Here is an 18,251-nt window from a genome sequence, read left to right on the forward strand (position 1 = left end):
GGCGCTTGCCCATGGGATTGGCACTTTCCTTATGTCATGATGGTCCCATTTCGCAGGTCAGGCCCTCGTCCTTCCTCTATGAACAAGTCTCTTGCGCTGCTGACTGCTCTGCTGCTGCTCGGCGGCTGCCAGTCTCTTACACAGAAAAATTCCGACAGTGCTTCCGCGGAGAAGGACAAGGCCGCGGCTGCCCAGAAGGACCAGAAGTACGGCTCCTTCAGCGAGGACACGATGTTCTCGCTACTGACCGCCGAACTGGCAGGCCAGCGCAACCGCTTCGACATCGCCCTCGCCAACTATGTCGAGCAGGCCAAGGAAACCCGCGACCCGGGCGTCGCCGAGCGCGCGTTCCGCATCGCCGAATACCTGGGCGCTGACCAGGAAGCCCTGGACACCTCGCTGATCTGGGCCAAGGCCGCGCCGGACAACCTCGACGCCCAGCGCGCCGCCGCCATCCAGCTGGCGCGCACCGGGCAGTACGACGAATCCATGGTGTACATGGAGAAAGTCCTCAATGGCCAGGGCGACACCCACTTCGACTTCCTCGCGCTGTCCGCCGCCGAGACCGACCCGGATACCCGCGCAGGCCTCTTGCAGAGCTTCGATCGCCTGTTGAAGAAGTACCCGGACAACGGCCAGTTGCTGTTCGGCAAGGCCCTGCTGCTGCAACAGGACGGCCGCCCGCAGGAAGCCCTGCACCTGCTCGAAGACAATTCCGCCAGCAAGCACGACGTCGCCCCGCTGCTGCTGCGCGCCCGCCTGCTGCAGAGCATGAAGCGCAGCGATGAAGCGCTGCCACTGCTCAAGGCCGGCATCAAGGAACACCCGGACGACAAGCGCGTCCACCTCGCCTACGCCCGCCTGCTGGTGGAGCAGAACCGCCTGGAAGACGCCAAGGCCGAGTTCTCCGCGCTGGTCGAGCAATTCCCCGATGACGACGACCTGCGCTTCTCCCTGGCCCTGGTCTGCCTCGAAGCCCAGGCCTGGGACGAAGCCAAGGTCTACCTGCAGGAACTGGTGGAGCGCGACAGCCACGTCGACTCCGCCCACTTCAACCTGGGCCGCCTGGCCGAGGAGCAGAAGGACCCGGAAACCGCGCTCAAGGAGTACGCCCTGGTCGGACCGGGCAACGACTTCCTCCCGGCCCAGCTGCGCTCCACCGAGATCCTGCTGGACCAGAAACGCTATGACGATGCCTCGCGCCGCCTCGCCGAAACCCGCGACCGCCAACCGGACTACGCCATCCAGCTGTACCTGATCGAAGCGGAAGGCCTGTCCAACCGCGACCAGGTCGATCGCGCCTGGAGCGTCATCCAGCAAGGCCTCAAGCAGTTCCCGGACGACCTCAACCTGCTCTACACCCGTTCCATGCTCGCCGAGAAGCGCAACGACCTTGCGCAGATGGAGCAGGACCTGCGCCTGATCATCCAGCGCGAGCCGGACAACGCCATGGCGCTCAACGCGCTGGGCTACACCCTGGCCGACCGCACCACCCGCTACAGCGAAGCCCGCGACCTGATCCAGAAGGCTCACTCGCTGAACCCGGACGACCCGGCGATCCTCGACAGCCTGGGCTGGGTGAATTATCGCCTGGGCAACCTCAGCGAAGCGGAAAGCTACCTGCGCAAGGCGCTGGAACGCTTCCCCGACCACGAAGTGGCCGCGCACCTGGGCGAAGTACTCTGGGCCCAGGGCAAGCAGAGCGAAGCCCGCAAGGTCTGGGCCACCGCCCTGCAAAGCCAGCCTGACAGCGCCGTCCTGCGCGACACCATGTTGCGCCTGACCGGCTCCGGAACCCTCTGATTTATGCGTTTACGTCACCTGATCGGCGCTGCCGCGCTGGCCCTGCTGGCCGGCTGCTCCAGCTTCGGCACCCACGAAGCCCTGGAAGGCCAGGGCAACGCCACCGCCTGGAATGCCCACAAGGCCCGTATCGCCACCCTCGACGGCTGGCAGATCGACGGCAAGGTCGGCATCCGCGCGCCCAAGGATTCGGGCAGCGGCACCCTGTTCTGGCTGCAGCGCCAGGACTACTACGACATCCGCCTGTCCGGCCCGCTCGGCCGCGGCGCCGCGCGGCTGACCGGCCGCGAAGGCGCCGTGACCCTCGAAGTCGCCGGCCAGGGCCGCTATGAAGCCGCCTCCCCCGAAGAGTTGCTGGAACAGCAGATGGGCTGGCGCCTGCCGGTTTCCCACCTGCTCTGGTGGATTCGCGGCCTGCCCGCCCCGGACAGCAAGAGTCGCCTAACCCTCGACAGCGACAGCCGCCTGGCCAGGCTGCAACAGGACGGCTGGGACGTGGAATACACCCGCTACAGCGAACAGAACGGCTACTGGCTGCCCGAGCGCCTGAAGCTGCACGGCCAGGACCTGGACGTCACCCTGGTGGTGAAAACCTGGCAACCGCGCCAGCTGGGCCAGGCGAGCCAGCAGTGACATGCAAGACCGCCTGACCCTGCCGGCACCGGCCAAGCTCAACCTGTTCCTGCACATCACCGGCCGCCGCGCCGACGGCTACCACGAGTTGCAGACCCTGTTCCAATTTCTCGATCATGGCGACGAACTCCAGTTCGCTGTGCGCGAGGACGGCGAAATCCGCCTGAACACCGACATCGCAGGCGTGCCCCACGACAGCAACCTGATCGTGAAAGCCGCACGCCGGCTGCAGGAACAATCCGGCACGAAGCTGGGTGCCGATGTCTGGCTGGACAAGCGCCTGCCCATGGGCGGTGGCATTGGCGGCGGCAGTTCCGATGCCGCCACTGCCCTGCTGGCGCTGAATCATTTGTGGTCACTGGGCTGGGACGAAGACCGCCTTGCCGCACTGGGCCTGAGCCTGGGCGCAGACGTCCCGGTATTCGTACGCGGCCGAGCGGCATTTGCCGAAGGCGTCGGCGAGCAGCTCACGCCAGTGGAACTCGACGAGCCCTGGTTCCTCGTAGTTGTGCCGCAAGTCTTTGTCTCCACAGCAGAAGTTTTCTCCGATCCCGAGTTGACACGGGATACTCCGCCCATTAAAGTTCGCAGCCTTCTCGGGGTGGACGGTCATAACGACTGCCAGCCGGTCGTCGAGAAGCGTTACCCGGATGTACGTAACGCACTGATCCAGCTAGGTAAATTTACCGAAGCGAGATTGACCGGCACCGGAGCTTGTGTGTTTGGGAGCTTCCCAAACAAGGGCGATGCTGATAAAGTTCGCCGCCAACTTCCGGCCACTCTGCCGAGTTTTGTTGCCCAGGGCCGTAACATCTCGATGTTGCACCGAAAGCTGCAAGGCCAGGCCTGAGAAGCAGTAATGTAATCGGTTGTACGATACAGGGGCGTCGCCAAGCGGTAAGGCAGCAGGTTTTGATCCTGCCATGCGTTGGTTCGAATCCAGCCGCCCCTGCCATTAACCCAAGGGGTTATACGTACAGCGTCAACGAACACATTGCTCCGCAAGTTGTAAGCTACAGGGGCGTCGCCAAGCGGTAAGGCAGCAGGTTTTGATCCTGCCATGCGTTGGTTCGAATCCAGCCGCCCCTGCCATTTTCTTCTGGCTCAACCGGGCCTACCCTCAAGCCGACACAGGTACCGCAGCGTGTCCAAAATGATGGTTTTCACGGGGAACGCCAACCCCGATCTGGCACGCCGTGTCGTACGGCAGCTGCACATCCCCCTCGGTGACGTTTCTGTCGGCAAGTTCTCCGACGGCGAGATCAGCGTTGAAATCAACGAAAACGTTCGTGGTAAGGACGTCTTCCTGATTCAACCGACCTGCGCACCGACCAACGACAACCTGATGGAACTGGTGGTGATGGCCGATGCCTTCCGCCGCTCCTCGGCGACTCGTATCACGGCAGTCATCCCCTACTTCGGTTACGCCCGCCAGGATCGCCGCCCGCGTTCCGCTCGCGTGGCCATCAGCGCCAAAGTCGTTGCCGACATGCTGACCGTCGTAGGCGTCAACCGCGTACTCACCGTTGACCTGCACGCCGACCAGATCCAGGGCTTCTTCGATATCCCCGTCGACAACATCTACGGCTCGCCCGTACTGGTCGACGACATCGAAGACCAGCGCTTCGAGAACCTGATGATCGTCTCCCCGGACATCGGTGGTGTGGTGCGTGCGCGCGCCGTCGCCAAGTCCCTGGGCGTCGACCTGGCCATCATCGACAAACGTCGTCCGAAGGCCAACCAGTCCGAAGTCATGCACATCATCGGTGATGTCGAAGGCCGTACCTGCGTACTGGTCGACGACATGGTCGATACCGCCGGCACCCTCGGCCACGCCGCCAAGGCTCTGAAAGAGCACGGCGCCGCCAAGGTCATCGCCTACTGCACCCACCCGGTGCTGTCCGGCCGCGCCATCGAGAACATCGAGAACTCCGTACTGGACGAGTTGGTGGTGACCAACACCATCCCGCTGTCCGCTGCTGCACAAGCCTGTGGCCGCATCCGCCAGCTGGACATCGCTCCGGTTGTCGCTGAAGCCATGCGCCGCATCAGCAATGAAGAATCGATCAGTGCCATGTTCCGCTAAGGCGGGACAGGCCTGACGTAAAGCGCTTCGCCATGTCGGCGGAGCATCAGCAAAATCGCCCGAACGCTGGTCGCAAGCGTCCGGGCGATCTTGTCATTTTGGAGATAGTCAAATGGTTGATTTTGTACTGAATGCCCAAGAGCGTTCCGACCTGGGGAAAGGTGCGAGCCGCCGCCTGCGTCGTAATGCTGGCCTGATCCCGGCTGTGATCTACGGTGGCGAAAAAGCCCCGCAATCCGTCACCCTGGAACTGCGCGAGATTTCCAAACTGCTGGAAAACGAGGCTGCCTTCAGCCACGTGATCAGCCTGAACGTCGGTTCCGCCAAGGAAACCGTACTGATCAAGGCCCTGCAGCGCCATCCGTCCAAAGGCTTCGTCATGCACGCTGACTTCCAGCGCGTCGTTGCCGGCCAGAAGCTGACCGCTCACGTTCCGCTGCACTTCCTGAACGAAGCTACTGCTGCTGGCGTCAAGACTGGCGGCGGCGAGATCTCCCACGTGATCTCCGAAGTCGAAGTTTCCTGCCTGCCGAAAGACCTGCCGGAATTCATCGAAGTCGACCTGGCCAAAGTAGAACTGGGTCAGATCGTTCACCTGTCCGACCTGAAACTGCCCAAAGGCGTAGAGCTGGTGCAACTGGCCCACGGTAACGACCTGGCCGTCGCCAACATCCACGCTTCCCGCGTAGTGAAAGAAGAAGGTGAAGGCGAAGCTGCTGCCGAGTAATCGCGCGCACCATTGCCTTTAAGGAAGGGGCCCCCGTCGTGACTGCCGTACAACTGATCGTTGGCCTGGGAAATCCAGGCCCTGAATACGACCAGACCCGGCATAACGCGGGGGCCCTTTTCGTTGAGCGACTGGCGGACGCGCAACGCGCGAACCTGTCTCTCGACAAGAAGTACTTCGGCCTGGTCGGCAAGTTCAGCCACAAGGGCCGCGACGTTCGTCTACTGATTCCCACCACCTACATGAACCGCAGCGGCCAGGCCGTGGCGGCGCTCGCCGGATTCTTCCGCATTCCGGTCGAAGCCATCCTGGTGGCCCACGACGAACTCGACATGCCTCCCGGCGTCGCCAAGCTCAAGAAGGGCGGCGGACACGGCGGGCACAACGGACTGCGCGACATCATCGCCCAGCTCGGCAACCAGAACGGTTTCCATCGCCTGCGGCTTGGCATCGGCCATCCGGGGCATAGCAGCCTGGTTTCCGGTTTCGTTCTCGGCCGCGCTCCGCGCGCCGAACAGGAACTGCTCGATACCAGCATCGACTTCGCCCTCGGCGTGCTGCCGGAAATGCTCGACGGGGATTGGACCCGCGCGATGCAGAAGCTGCACAGCCAGAAGGCCTGATTACACCTCTATTTCCGCCACGTGGCGCGAGGGACCTAGCATGGGATTCAACTGCGGCATCGTCGGCCTGCCCAACGTCGGCAAGTCCACCCTGTTCAACGCCCTGACCAAATCCGGCATCGCGGCGGAAAACTTCCCCTTCTGCACCATCGAGCCGAACAGCGGCATCGTGCCGATGCCCGATGCGCGCCTCGATGCGCTGGCCGAGATCGTCAAGCCCGAGCGCGTGATCCCGACCACCATGGAGTTTGTCGACATCGCCGGCCTGGTAGCCGGCGCGTCCAAGGGTGAAGGCCTGGGCAACAAGTTCCTCGCCAACATCCGCGAGACCGACGCTATAGCCCACGTCGTACGCTGCTTCGAAGACGAGAATGTCATCCACGTCTCCAACAGCGTCGACCCCAAGCGCGACATCGAAATCATCGACCTCGAACTGATCTTCGCCGACCTCGACAGCTGCGAAAAGCAACTGCAGAAGGTCGCGCGCAACGCCAAGGGCGGCGACAAGGACGCCTTGGTCCAGAAAGCCCTGCTGGAAAAGCTCATCCCCCACTTCAGCGAAGGCAGACCCGCCCGCTCGCTGATGAAGAACATGGGCGATGACGAGAAGCGCCTCGTGCGCAGCTTCCACCTGCTGACCAGCAAGCCCGTCATGTACATCGCCAACGTCGCCGAAGACGGCTTCGAGAACAACCCGCACCTGGACGTCGTCCGCGCCATCGCCGAAGAAGAAGGCGCCATGGTCGTACCGGTGTGCAACAAGATCGAAGCCGAGATCGCCGAGCTCGACGACGGCGAAGAGAAGGACATGTTCCTCGAATCCCTCGGCCTCGAAGAACCCGGCCTGAACCGCGTGATCCGCGCCGGCTACGAACTGCTGCACCTGCAGACCTACTTCACCGCTGGCGTGAAGGAAGTCCGCGCCTGGACCGTGCGCGTCGGCGCCACCGCCCCGCAGGCCGCCGCGGTGATCCACACCGACTTCGAAAAAGGCTTCATCCGCGCCGAAGTCGTCGCCTACGGCGATTTCATCCAGTTCAAGGGCGAACAGGGCGCGAAAGAAGCCGGCAAATGGCGCTTGGAAGGCAAGGATTACATCGTCAAGGACGGTGACGTGATGCACTTCCGCTTCAACGTCTAAGCGCCAGCCAAACACGAAAAAGCCCCGGCCATCAGCCGGGGCTTTTTCTTATGGCTGCCCGCCCTGCCGCTCATCGCGAAAATCCCGCACGACCGGCTAAACGATTGATAGAACAGAACAATATTCAAGAAAAGGGGTTGACACCCCCCCTCGATCTGCGGAAAATGCGCGCCACTCGGCTACATAGCTCAGTCGGTTAGAGCGCAGCATTCATAATGCTGATGTCCCAGGTTCAAGTCCCGGTGTAGCCACCATATAAAAGAAGGGGTTTAGCGAAAGCTAAACCCCTTTTTATTTGTCTGCGAAAAGTCATTCTTTCCCCGACTACTCAGCCTCGGCCAGCAAGCCATCCCCATCATTCCGCGTGTCATTTACCCGCAAGGAAACCCGGTGTCCCGCAAAGTCCTCCCGCGCGTGACGAATCAGGTCGTCGACCGCCTCGTTACAGGTGGCAGTAGACAGCCATTCCTCGGAGCTCTCCAGCGCCAGCACCACAGGCATGCGATGGTGGATGTTCTCGATGCTCGGCGCAGCGGATTTGGTGAGTAGGGCGCAAGAGAGGACCGGCTCTCCATTGGGGCTCATCCACAGGGACCAGAGGCCCGCGATGGCGATGATGGGGTCGGTGTCGCTGTGGATGAAGTAAGGCTGGTGGACTTGCCGGCCCGCCGGGTTGCGCAGATTTTCCTTCTCGTTCCACTCATACCAGCCCAGCGCGGGCATCAGGCAGCGAGTGCTGCGCAGGGCGTGCCGCCAGAGGGGTTTGCCTGCAGCTTCTTCGCTGCGGGCGTTGAAGGAGAAGCGTGGCGGAGTGGAGTCCTTCCACCAGTTGGGGATCAGTCCCCAGCGGGCGGGCAGCAGTTCGAGCTGGCCGCTTTCGTTGTGGCGCAGGATGGGGACGGTCATGGTCGGGGCGACGTTGTAGCAGGCCTCCAACCAGCGCGGCGGTGTGCGCGCACCGATGTGCCAGTAGCGCTCGATGGCGGCCTCTTCAGGACTGACGTAGCGTCCGCACATGCTGCGCACCTCAGGAGAGTGGTGCTTTCAGCGTAGTTCGGGCCGATAGTCAGCGAGGGTCACCGCGACCGGCAAGATCGCTCAATCAGCCCAACCGCTCCAACACACCCTGCCCAATCACCCGCGTCGTTTCGATCCCGAAGTCCACCCTCCCCTCCTCCCGCAGGAATGCATCCACCGCGTCATCGATGCGATCAGCCAGTTCCGGTAACTGCCAGTAATGTCGCAGCAACATGCCGGCACTGAGGATGGCCGCGAGCGGGTTGGCGCGGCCAGTGCCGGTGATGTCCGGGGCGCTGCCGTGGACGGGTTCGGCCAGGGCGATGCCGGCGCCAAGATTGAGCGAAGGTGCAAGGCCTAGGCCGCCGCCCCAGTGGCTGGCGAGGTCGGAGAGGATGTCGCCGAAGAGGTTGGTGGTGACGATGAGGTCGAAAGACTCCGGGCGTTCGACCAGTTGCAGGGCGGCTACATCGACCAGGCGTTCGTCGAGTAGGTCGCTCCAGCCATCTTCGGCCAACCGGTCGCGGCAGGTATCGCGGAACAGGCCGCAGGTGAGCGGCAGGACGTTGGCCTTGTGCACGAGGGTGATGCGCCGTGCGTGGCGCAGGCGAGCAAGCTCCGCGGCGCCGGCGGCGAGGCGTTCGCAGGCGGTGCGGCTGATGACTCGTTCGGCGATGGCGACGCCTTCCGCCTCCCAGTGCTCACGGCCGCTGTAGAGGCCTTCGCTGTTCTCCCGCAAGACCAGCAAGTCGATGCCTGCGCGCGGCGAGACGACTGGGCGCGAGCGCACGGGGCGCAGGTTGAGGTTCAGCGCCAGCGTCTGGCGCAGGCTGAGGATGGCGCTGCGGTAGCCTTCGACCTTGTGGCTGGGCGAGGAAACGGCGCCGAACAATCCGGCGCCGCAGTCGCGCAGGCGGTCATAGGTAGTGTCGGGCACCGAAGTGCCGTGGCGCTGGAAGCAGTCCCAGCCGGCTTCGGCCTCTTCTATCTGCAGATCGGGCAGCAGGCGGTGCAGGACTTCCATGGCGACGGGCACGACCTCGCGGCCGATGCCGTCACCGGGGATGACGCAAAGACGTCGGCTCAAGACTGACCGAGTGGGCGCAGGCGGTATTGCGGCGGCAGTTGGTCGAGACCGCTGACGGTGACGTTGAGGTCCTTCCAGATACCGTCCTTGATCCCGTAGATGCAGCCGTGCACGGAGAGCTTCTGGCCACGGTGCCAGGCGTTCTGGACGATGCTGGTGTGGCTGACGTTGGCGACCTGCTGGATGACGTTGAGCTCGCAGAGACGGTCGACGCGCTCTTCTTCCTTCTCGAACTGGCCGAGGTGGTCGCGGTATTCGTAGGCGAGGTCGCGGATGGTGCGCAGCCAGCCGTCGATCAGGCCGAGCTGGGTGTGCTGCAGCGCGGCGCGCACGCCGCCGCAACCATAGTGACCGGTGACCAGGATGTGCTTGACCTTGAGCACGTCGACGGCGAACTGGATGACCGACAGGCAGTTGAGGTCGGTGTGCAGCACGACGTTGGCGACGTTGCGATGGACGAACAGGTCGCCCGGCAGCAGGCCGACGATCTGGTTCGACGGCACGCGTGCATCGGAGCAGCCGATCCACAGGTATTCGGGAGTCTGCTGGCGGGCCAGTTTGGCGAAGAACTCGGGGTCCTCCTCCTTGATGGCTTCGGCCCAGCGGGCGTTGTTGTCGAACAGTTCCTGCAGATCGCTCATGTCCGGCTCCTCATCATTGGCTGGCGGCACCTTACGCAGCGCGGGCGTGACTGACAAGCGGCATCAGTGCACGGCGTTGAGCCGCCACCAGCGTGGTGGACGCGGCGCCTGCTGCAGCGCCAGCTGGTACCAGGCGTCATGCCAGGCCTGACCTTCGGCGGCGAGGCGCGGCCAGTCCAGCGTGCGCCGATCCAGGGCACTGAGCAACTCGGTTTCCAGCCAGCCGTGGCCGGCGCGCAAGGCATCGGCGAAACCGGGATCGGCCAGGGCGCGCTGGTGCACAGTCTCGAAGCGCCACCACAGCGAGTCCTCCACGGCGTCGGTTTCGAGACTGAGCAGACCTTCCCCGGCGCGCTCTTCGAAACCCAGCGGCTGGAACATGGACAGGCAGGGTGCAGAGGTGCCGGTGGCGGCCAGGCGCGGAGATTCACCGTCGAGCCGGGCGATGAGGCTGGCGGTGGTCTGCGAGGGGCGCCAGAAGCTGCCGGCGTGCAGACAGATCTGCCGGTTGTCGTGCAGGTCGAAGCGATGCCCGCGGTGACCGTGGCTGCGCAGAGCGACAACCAGCGCCAGCCAGTCGACCTTCGCCGGGCAGTGGGCGAGAAAGTCTTCGTTGAGCTGGCGGCGCTGGTGGGCACCGGCAACCCAGGGCAGCACGCGTCCATCAAAGGCGCGGGCGAAGTGGAAATCTCCGCGGCCATTCCAGCAGCCGAAGCGGCGCGCCTGGGTTTCCAGGTCAGGGCTGGCGAGATCATACTCGTGGCCGAGGCTCAGGGCATTGGAGATCGCCCAGCGCTCGACCTTCTTCGCCGCCCACAGGCGCCCGGCGGTTTCCAGCACCCAGGCTTCGTCGCGGTCGGCGATCAGGTAGCTGTTGTCGTAGCGCATGCGCTTGTTGCGATAGCCGGCAGGGCCTCCCTGCCCATGGCGCTCCAGCAGTCCGGTGATCACCGACAACGCCTCGCGGGCGCTGCTGCCGCGCTCCAGCCCAAGGCGCAGCAGGTCCATGCCGAGCAGGGCTTCGCCGTCGCGCTGGGTCAGTCTGGTGAACACGGCTTCGTTGCCGATGGCCACGCCCTTGTCGTTGACGCCCATCTCGGCGCCCCACAGCCAGGCCGGCTGGCTGAGGATGACGCCATGGCGATGGGAGGTCTGGGGGATATCCAGATAGGTGGTGCGCACCTTGGCCGCGCTGTCGCCGCTCACAGCAGGCAGGCGGATCAGGCGTTGCGTTTCGGCAGGCTCGCGGTCGCTGTTCTTGGCGAACCAGGTGGCCCCGCCGCTACGCAATACCAAGGTGTCGCACATAGTCTTCCTCCCCGTGATCTTCCCGCGCGCCCAGCACTTCCCGCGCCGCACGCTCCCCGGCCTCTACGGCTCCGTCGAAATATCCCATCCAGCGCGTCGCCGTTTCTGTGCCGGCGAAGTGCAAACGCCCGTAGGGTTCGCGCAGGCGCGCCGCGCCGCTGCTCCACAGTCCCGGCGGGAACAGGGCGGCATAACAGCCCCGGGCGAAGGGTTCCTCGGCCCAGGATTTGTCCACGTAATCCTTCGGCTGGAGCGCCTGCTCGCCGAAGTAGCGGGCGAAGCACTCCAGCACCTGGCCGCGGCGCTCGTCAGCAAGCCGGGCGTTCCACTGGCGCGCTTCGTCGCCTTCGATAAAGCCCAGCAGCACGCCGCGTCCGGAGTCGGGGACGCTATTGTCGAAGGTCAGGCGGACCGGGCCGATCTCGCTAGTGGCCTGGCCGGAGAGGCCCTTGTCGCGCCAGAACGGGGTGTCATAGAGCGCCATGCACTTGATCACCGAGCCCTGCGGCAGGCGTTGCAGCAACTGGTCGCGCCAGCTGGGCAGCAGCGGCTCCTGGCTGATCCGCAGCAGTTGGGTGGGCGGCACGGCGAAGATGACACGGGCGGCCTGGTGCGTACCGCGGTCGGTGATCAGCTCGACGCTGCTGCCGTTCTGCCGCACGGTGCGCACCGGCTCGCCGGTGATGACGTCTGCGATACGCTCGGCGAGTGTTTCGCTGATCCGCTGGGAGCCTCCGTGGATGCGGTCCTGCTGGGCGCCGCCCTCGACGCCCAGCAGGGTATCCAGGTTGGTGCCGCTGTGGATGTAGAACAGCACATGGAGGAACGAGAGGTCATGGGGGCTGGCGGCAAGCACGGCGCCGCTCATCAGCTCGAAGACCTTGCGCCCGGCGGCCGTGCGCACGTTGCGCCGCAGCCATTCGGCGAAGGTGAGGCTGTCCCAGAGCTCGGCCTTGGGGTGCAGGCTGGGGTCGCTCAGGGGGATTTCCCGTGCCATGCGGTCCAGGCGTACATGAGCCTGAAGGACATCGAGCAGAACATGGGGAGGAAGCTTCGGAATAGCGCCGCGATAGGGCCGCAGGCGATTCCCGAAGAGAGTGAGGTTGTCGCCCTGGTTCCATTGCGGATAGGTCGACAGGCCGAGTTCGGCCAGCAGGGAAAGGATGCGTTCCTGGGTAGGGCCGACCCACTGGCCGCCCACCTCGACCACCTCGCCGCTGGCGAAGCGATGGTTGAGGGTGCGCCCACCGACGCGCTTGTTCGCTTCGATCACTTTGACCCGTTGCCCGGCTTGCGCCAGACGCCAGGCTGCGGTCAGCCCCGAAATACCGGCGCCCACCACGATCACATCGCTGCGATTCATGTCTGCGACCCTATGTTCTTGTTGTTATTGGGCTTAAGCGTAAGCCAGGAATCGCCCTCGGAGAAACCCGAATCGTGGGAAATTTCCAGGCTTTGCGGGGGATAAAATGTCGAGGGCTCTAGCTTGGGCTATCCCGGAATGGAAGTGATCTGGACAGGTCGGAACGAACAGTGCGGCGGGGAGATGATCGCGGACAGCGTCCGCTCCCACGCACTCCTGGATTCCGGCGTGCGGGGTCGCGGGGAGTCGGGGAAGTTCTCGTAGGATGGGTGGCGCGGAGCGATACCCATGCCTCAGGCGCACCGATTGATAAGTGTCGCTTCGCGCCCCCCCATCCTGCGTCCTGGTCAGTGCAAAGAGGCCCGCGTGGTGGGCGCTCAGTCGACCAGCGTGCAGGCCATCACCAGCGCGTCTTCACGGCCGCCGACTGCCGGGTAGTAATCGCGGCGACGACCGATTTCATTGAAGCCGTAGCGCTCGTAAAGGCGATAGGCAGGGCCATTGGAGGCGCGGACTTCGAGAAAGCATTCCACTCCGCCCCGCTCGTGGGCGCGCTTCATCAGGTGTTCCAGCAGCGCCAGCCCCAGGCCGCGGCCCTGGCTCTCCGGCTTGACGGTGATGTTGAGCAGGTGCGCTTCATCGAGGATCAGCTGGATCACGCCGTGGCCGACCTGCTGGGAACCTTCGAACATCACCCAGCATTCATAGCTTTTCAGCCCATCGGCGAAGGTGCCGCGCGTCCAGGGGTGGCTGAAGGCGGCGTATTCGATCTTGAGTACGGCATCGAGGTCCGCCTCGGTCATCGGGCGGAAAGAAACAGCGTCGCTCATGCAGGTGCCTGACTCATCCAGCGTTGCCGCACTCGGCGCATGGCGCGCCAGAGGTCGGCTTTCAAAGTGGGTTCTTCGGCCAGGCGCTCCAGGCCCGGCAGTGCCCAGGCTACGCCCAGGCCTTCGACCTGCAGCTCGCGCAGCAGGGACTCTTCATCGCCCTCGCCGGCGAAGCGCACGGCGGGCATGCCGACCAGCCACAGGCAGGAACACGGGGCGCCCTCCTCCAGCCGCGCGGCGACGAACCCCTGGACGAACTCGCGGGCGGCTTGCGGGCCCTGGTCCATGTTGCCGCGGGAGAACAGCGGCCAGCGTACCGGCTCGCCCATCAGTTGCGGGCTGTCCGGCAGGCCGGCGGCGCGCAGCAGGTCCTTGAGCAGCAGGTAGGCCGGGTCGCGGCTGGCCAGCGGCTCGCCGGTGGGCAGTTCGACCAGCACGGTGCATTCGCCGGCACGCAGCAGTTGCAGGGCGAAGCGTGGCGGCGGCGCGATCGGCGCGCGGACAGCCGGTTCGGCTTCCGCCTCGGCCGGATCTTCGGCCTTGACCGCGCCAGCCGGCTTGGCCGCAGCGCCGACCTTGGGCAGCAGGCGCGCAGCGATCGAGCCGGGTTCTGCAGGCATTGCCGGTGCAGCAGGCGCGGGGGCGGCAACCGGGGCGACGGCCTCGCGAGCCACCGCAACGGACGCAGGAGCAATCGGCTCGGCTACGACGGGCGCAGGCGTTTCCAGCAACTCCGGGCGCGACGGAGCGGCGAACGGCAGCACCACGCGCGGCAGCCAACTGGCGACCTGCATGGCGCCAAGGTAGGCGCGGCGACGGGCTTCTTCGATCAAGGGGCGTTTACCTGTGGGTGGTGCCTGCGCGAGCAGGCCGACACGACGAGGCGGGATTGTCGCGTGAAACGCGCTGGGGGGAAAGGCCGGCGGGCGGAGAGCCCGTGCGTTTCGCTTACGGAGTGCCGAAGACGTAGACGTTGCCGGTGAGCTTGACCGCGCCGGTAGCCTGGTAGGTGAGCAGGTTGGTCTGCTGCAGGCCACTGCCGGAAACCTTGCCCTGGTTGGCGCCGCCCAGGGTGAACTGCAGGTTGGTGGCGCTGGCGTTGGTCAGGCCGATCTTCATGGCCTGGCGGTTGAACAGCGCGCCGTCACCGTTGAAGCCATTGTTGATGGTCACCATGTCGATGGACATGCCGTCGAAACTGAAGGTGCCCTTGATGTTGTCCAGCACGATATAGCCGGTGCTGTTGAGCGGCTGGATCGCCAGGCGCGCACCGCAGCCACCGGTGCAGCGGGTATCGGCGGTGTTGGCGGCAAGATTGAAGTTGACACTCAGGCTGACGCCGTCCTGGCCGCTGACATCGGCCATTTCGCTGTCGTCCAGGCCGCGCATCTCGCTGTGGGCTGTGGTGGCGGCCAGCAGCAGCGTTGCCAGAAGCGGAAGTCGTGCGCTGTTCACGGCGAGTCTCCTCTTGCGCTAGCGCGGCAGGTTCACGGTGCGGACATTCAAGTAGTCGATACGCAGGCCGCGAATGGCCTGGGAACCGACATCGGTGCCGCTGATGTTCAGGTTTCCGATGCTGATATTGCTCTTCTGAACGTTCTGGTAGAAGGCCTCGTGGTTGGCCCAGGTAACGCCCGGCGCACTGAGCACCAGGTCACCGTTGCTGGCCACGGAGAGCGTTGCCGGCTGGTAATTGGCGTCGCCCAGGTTGAGGTCGAAGTAGACATTCTTGGCCACCACCTTGTTGCTGTCGGCGCAGTTCTCGCAGCCGGCGATGATCAGTTTGTCAGCATACATCTGCAGGCTCATGGAGGCCTTGAGCCCGGCGGCGTCGCCCCACAGGTTGAGGTAGGAGCCGTTGAGAGTGAAGTTCTCCAGGGCGATGGAGAAGAAGTCCGTACGCGAGGTGGTTGCGCCAGCCGATCCGTTGCTGTTGTAGGCCGTACTGGGCAGGGTGAACTTGGTGGCAATGCCGATATCCAGTCCCTGGATGCGGGTGCCGGAGGAGCTCTGCATGGCGCCGGCCACCAGTTGCACCGTGGAGACATTCTTCTCGGTGCGCGTAATGGTGCCGCTGACGCAGGTGGTGGCGCTGCCGCCTTGGGCGCCGCAGAGCTGGACGAACTTGTCGTAGTCGCTGGCGCGCTGGCTCAGGGTGACGCCGTTGCGGCTGACGTTCCAGGCGGCGCTGAGGTTCTGCTGGGCAGCCGTGAGGTCGCTGGTGCTGGTGTTGTAGGTGTCCACCGAGGCGTTGTAGTTCTTCACCGCGGTGTTGTTGTTGCAGGCGGCGAGGATGCCGCAGTCGTACTTCGTCCCCAGCGCCGGGCGGTCCACGCACCAGAGCCCGCAGACCTGGGCAGGCGCCGAGGTGTAACGAGTGTTCATGGTGTTGTAGTTGGTCTTCTGCACCGCCTGGGCCGCATCGACCTGGGTCTCCCGCTGGTTGACCACCACCATGTCGGCGTCGATGCCGCTCTTGAGCGTTACCATGTTGTTCGAATACGTGGTGAGCAGCGTGTCGCGCTGGGTCTTCAGCGCGCTCAGCTCGGCATTGACCTTGTTGGTCGCCTGGGCCGGGTTGGTGCAACCGGCGTCGCCATACAGGCAGCCCTGGTAGTACGACCACAGGCCGAACTTGTGGGTGTCGTTGATCGGGTCGGTCCAGGTCGGCGTCATCAGTTGCAGCGCTTCCTGGTTGGCCGGGATGTTCAGCCCGGCCTTGTACTTGATCGGCCCGAGGGTGAAGGGGTGCATGGGCGTGCCCAGGTAGGCCTTGGTGTCCAGCGTGCCGCGCTGGCTGCCGGCGCCCTTGATGTAGGCGCCGGTGATATCGACCTGGACGTCCTGGTTGGCGCTGTTCTTCACGCCGGTGATCTTCGAGGTGGCGGTCGCCTGGTCGTAGCTGAAGCCGTCGATGAAGAAGCCCAGGCCGGCGCCACTGACTTCTTCCAGTTGCTCATCATCCAGGGCCTTCATGCCCAACGCCGGGAGGCTGACCAGGCAGCCGGCGAGGCAGGCGAACAACGCGGCGCGCCAGCTCATCTCAGCACTCCTCATCTCAGCAACCTGACGCTTGCGCGCCCATGCAGGTGGACTGCCGGGGCAGGCCGCGCAACGCATCGTAGAGGTTGATCAGGATCGGATAGACCGAATCCGCGCCGGAGCCCACTTTGGGGAAGTTGGCGAAGGCGCCGGACTGGGTATTGACGAAGTTGCCGGCATTGGCCAGGTCCTGCCAAGGCACGTTCTGGTTCTGCAGGGAGAAGAAGATGCCCTGGGCGCCAGTATTGATGTCGGTGGAGCCCGGCTTGCCGATATAGATCGTCTTGTAGTTGGTCAGGTCGAAGCAGGTAGTCAGGCCCAGCGCCTGGCAATTGTTGGTGGTCGACAGGGTCGGGATCAGCGCGGCGATCAGGCCGCCAGCGTCCGAATGCAGCGAGTCGCCCTTGGCGATCCCGATCTGCGTGGCGCGGTTGATCGGTTGGCCGTTGATGGTGGCCTCGCCCGTGCCGGCCTTGAGCAGCACCACGTCGGCGTACACCGGCGTATCCCCGGCCACGGCCAGCGCCAGGCAGTTGATCAGATTCGGGCAGCCGTTGCGGGTGTAGTAGTCGTAGGCGATGGACGCCGGCCCATAGATCTGCCCCTGCAGGTTGCCGGTAAGGGACAGGATGTCGCCGGACAGATCGCCTTGCGCCTTGCCGAAACCGACGCGCGCGCCCACCAGTTGGCGCACACCGTTGTTGGTCTGGAAGGCGAACTCGACGTACGGATCCTGGATCTGGAACGGCACCACCTTGGCGTCGGGAGAGTTGGCGTTGTCGACCCTGCCCAGGGCGAAGTTGTTGATCAGGATATCCGCCGGCTGGCCGGAGACGGTGGTCGAGCCGGTGCGGCTGTAGTTGCCCAGGCTCAACTGATCGATGTTGGTCAGCAGGCTGATGTCGGCGCCGAAGTTGAGCCGGGTATACTGGTAGTTCTGGTAGGTGGAAGCGTCGACGGTGAGCATCGCGCCCTGGCCGGAGATGGCGGACAGCTCATCATCGTCCATCGACTGCATGCGCGCCTGAGCGGAAAAGGCCAGCAGGCCGCCGCAGAGCAAGGCAAGGGCACGCATGAGCGGACCGGAGGACTGATGCATGGCACTCTCCTTTCCTGGCGCACGTCGAGTGAGCGCCTAGTTGTTATTCATCGGGCGAGGCGAGCCGGAAAACAGGTCGAGACTCGGCGCCGTGATGCCACTATAGGAATTCACCCGCCACGGCGGGCCGACCCATAGTCGAGTAAATCACCTCGAACGATAAACGAGGAAAGGAAAGTCCGGGCCAGGTTGTTACCCATCGTCACACCCGGGTGACAGCTTCGGGCGCCCGAAAGCTCAGTGATGGCGGAACAGACCGATCAGATGCTCGGCGATGGCGCCCTTGATGGCATCCAGGTTCAGCCGCGACTGGGCCTGCAGCTTGGCGGTGTTCAAGCGGTGCAGATGCAGCGAGGGCATGCGCGCCTCATACTCGCGCAGGTCACCCTTCACCAGCACCGGCAGGAAGATGTCCCCGCGCATGCGGTAACGGTTGATCAGCAGCTTCAGGCCATCCTGGAACGGCAACTCCCGCGAGGCCACCAGCCGGTGCTCGCCCGGAACCTTCAGGTACAGGCCGCTGTAACCCATCGTCTCGCCGGGCAGGATATGGATGCCGGTGGGCTCCACCGCCTCGGCGGGAATGTCGTGGAAGGTGTCGAACCAGGCCTGCTCGTCGGGGAGGATGGTGATGCCGCCCTCCTGGCTCTCCGGAATCACGAAGCTGTAGTTGCTGTAGAGCTTCTCGACGTACGACGAATAGATGCACAAGCGATTTTCGAAGCGCTGCAGGAAAGCGATGGCTTCGTTGCGATCGGTGATCGCATCCAGGTCCCAGTCCAGGTCGTTCTGGCGTTCCAGTTCGGCCCAGCGGGCTTTGGCAAGTGCGGCGTCGTAGGTCATGGCAGCGA

At 64.4% G+C, this 18,251-nt stretch carries 18 protein-coding genes and 3 tRNA genes; 10 read left to right on the forward strand and 11 right to left on the reverse strand.

Going from position 1 to position 18,251, the window contains the following annotated elements:
• Nucleotides 1-36 precede the first annotated feature (36 nt).
• From LDJ84_RS25170 to LDJ84_RS25215, 10 genes are all read left to right on the forward strand, one after another.
• Nucleotides 37-1,803 (forward strand): tetratricopeptide repeat protein, encoded by a 1,767-nt coding sequence (locus LDJ84_RS25170; RefSeq protein ID WP_226045577.1) that lies wholly within the window; start codon nt 37-39, stop codon nt 1,801-1,803.
• A 3-nt stretch (nt 1,804-1,806) separates the two neighbouring features.
• On the forward strand, nt 1,807-2,436 hold the full coding sequence (lolB, locus tag LDJ84_RS25175) for a lipoprotein insertase outer membrane protein LolB (RefSeq protein WP_024762571.1): 630 nt from the start codon (nt 1,807-1,809) through the stop codon (nt 2,434-2,436).
• A gap of 1 nt (nt 2,437) precedes the next feature.
• A complete protein-coding gene (gene ispE / locus LDJ84_RS25180; protein ID WP_170859804.1) occupies nt 2,438-3,286 on the forward strand; it encodes a 4-(cytidine 5'-diphospho)-2-C-methyl-D-erythritol kinase in 849 nt (282 codons plus the stop codon).
• A gap of 30 nt (nt 3,287-3,316) precedes the next feature.
• Nucleotides 3,317-3,391, forward strand: a tRNA-Gln gene (locus tag LDJ84_RS25185).
• Between the two features lie 62 nt (nt 3,392-3,453).
• Nucleotides 3,454-3,528 (forward strand) — tRNA-Gln (locus tag LDJ84_RS25190).
• A gap of 52 nt (nt 3,529-3,580) precedes the next feature.
• On the forward strand, nt 3,581-4,522 hold the full coding sequence (locus LDJ84_RS25195) for a ribose-phosphate pyrophosphokinase (RefSeq protein ID WP_015478849.1): 942 nt from the start codon (nt 3,581-3,583) through the stop codon (nt 4,520-4,522).
• Between the two features lie 112 nt (nt 4,523-4,634).
• Complete coding sequence (locus tag LDJ84_RS25200) at nt 4,635-5,249, forward strand: 50S ribosomal protein L25/general stress protein Ctc (protein ID WP_024767098.1); 615 nt, start codon at nt 4,635-4,637, stop codon at nt 5,247-5,249.
• Nucleotides 5,250-5,287: 38 nt separating this feature from the next.
• On the forward strand, nt 5,288-5,872 hold the full coding sequence (gene pth, locus LDJ84_RS25205; RefSeq protein ID WP_024767097.1) for an aminoacyl-tRNA hydrolase: 585 nt from the start codon (nt 5,288-5,290) through the stop codon (nt 5,870-5,872).
• A 40-nt stretch (nt 5,873-5,912) separates the two neighbouring features.
• Nucleotides 5,913-7,013 carry a redox-regulated ATPase YchF gene (gene ychF, locus LDJ84_RS25210; protein ID WP_024767096.1) on the forward strand — a complete coding sequence of 367 codons (1,101 nt, stop codon included), beginning with the start codon at nt 5,913-5,915 and terminating at the stop codon, nt 7,011-7,013.
• 177 nt (nt 7,014-7,190) lie between these two features.
• Nucleotides 7,191-7,267, forward strand: a tRNA-Met gene (locus LDJ84_RS25215).
• A gap of 70 nt (nt 7,268-7,337) precedes the next feature.
• On the opposite strand, the gene LDJ84_RS25220 is transcribed toward LDJ84_RS25215, so the two are convergent.
• The 11 genes from LDJ84_RS25220 to LDJ84_RS25270 all read right to left on the reverse strand — a co-directional run bounded on the left by LDJ84_RS25220 (nt 7,338) and on the right by LDJ84_RS25270 (nt 18,243).
• Entirely contained in the window at nt 7,338-8,030 is a 693-nt protein-coding gene (locus LDJ84_RS25220; protein WP_024766620.1) for an SOS response-associated peptidase, read from the reverse strand.
• 85 nt (nt 8,031-8,115) lie between these two features.
• Nucleotides 8,116-9,117 carry an isocitrate/isopropylmalate dehydrogenase family protein gene (locus LDJ84_RS25225; protein WP_226045578.1) on the reverse strand — a complete coding sequence of 334 codons (1,002 nt, stop codon included), beginning with the start codon at nt 9,115-9,117 and terminating at the stop codon, nt 8,116-8,118.
• Nucleotides 9,114-9,758 carry a carbonate dehydratase gene (can, locus tag LDJ84_RS25230; RefSeq protein ID WP_024766618.1) on the reverse strand — a complete coding sequence of 215 codons (645 nt, stop codon included), beginning with the start codon at nt 9,756-9,758 and terminating at the stop codon, nt 9,114-9,116. The genes LDJ84_RS25225 and can overlap by 4 nt, the downstream gene beginning before the upstream one ends.
• 63 nt (nt 9,759-9,821) lie before the next feature.
• The gene (locus LDJ84_RS25235; protein ID WP_024766617.1) at nt 9,822-11,066 is read right to left on the reverse strand and encodes a C69 family dipeptidase; all 1,245 of its coding nucleotides are present in this window, start codon (nt 11,064-11,066) and stop codon (nt 9,822-9,824) included.
• Nucleotides 11,041-12,429, reverse strand: coding sequence for a flavin monoamine oxidase family protein (locus LDJ84_RS25240; RefSeq protein ID WP_226045579.1), 1,389 nt, complete (start codon nt 12,427-12,429; stop codon nt 11,041-11,043). Before LDJ84_RS25240 ends, LDJ84_RS25235 begins: the two co-directional genes overlap by 26 nt.
• 377 nt (nt 12,430-12,806) lie before the next feature.
• The gene (rimI, locus tag LDJ84_RS25245) at nt 12,807-13,259 is read right to left on the reverse strand and encodes a ribosomal protein S18-alanine N-acetyltransferase (protein ID WP_024766615.1); all 453 of its coding nucleotides are present in this window, start codon (nt 13,257-13,259) and stop codon (nt 12,807-12,809) included.
• Nucleotides 13,256-14,092 (reverse strand): hypothetical protein, encoded by an 837-nt coding sequence (locus LDJ84_RS25250; protein ID WP_024766614.1) that lies wholly within the window; start codon nt 14,090-14,092, stop codon nt 13,256-13,258. The genes rimI and LDJ84_RS25250 overlap by 4 nt, the downstream gene beginning before the upstream one ends.
• Nucleotides 14,093-14,207: 115 nt before the next feature.
• A complete protein-coding gene (locus LDJ84_RS25255; protein WP_024766613.1) occupies nt 14,208-14,714 on the reverse strand; it encodes a DUF6160 family protein in 507 nt (168 codons plus the stop codon).
• An 18-nt stretch (nt 14,715-14,732) separates the two neighbouring features.
• Nucleotides 14,733-16,301, reverse strand: a complete 1,569-nt coding sequence (locus tag LDJ84_RS25260; protein WP_024766612.1) for a hypothetical protein — start codon at nt 16,299-16,301, stop codon at nt 14,733-14,735.
• Nucleotides 16,302-16,317: 16 nt separating this feature from the next.
• On the reverse strand, nt 16,318-17,400 hold the full coding sequence (locus LDJ84_RS25265; RefSeq protein ID WP_065327298.1) for a hypothetical protein: 1,083 nt from the start codon (nt 17,398-17,400) through the stop codon (nt 16,318-16,320).
• A gap of 237 nt (nt 17,401-17,637) precedes the next feature.
• Nucleotides 17,638-18,243, reverse strand: coding sequence for a hypothetical protein (locus tag LDJ84_RS25270; protein WP_226045580.1), 606 nt, complete (start codon nt 18,241-18,243; stop codon nt 17,638-17,640).
• Between the last annotated feature and the right edge of the window lie 8 nt (nt 18,244-18,251).

It is taken from the genome of Pseudomonas sp. HS-18, assembly GCF_020401845.1.
Classification (GTDB): Bacteria; Pseudomonadota; Gammaproteobacteria; order Pseudomonadales; family Pseudomonadaceae; genus Pseudomonas; species Pseudomonas nitroreducens.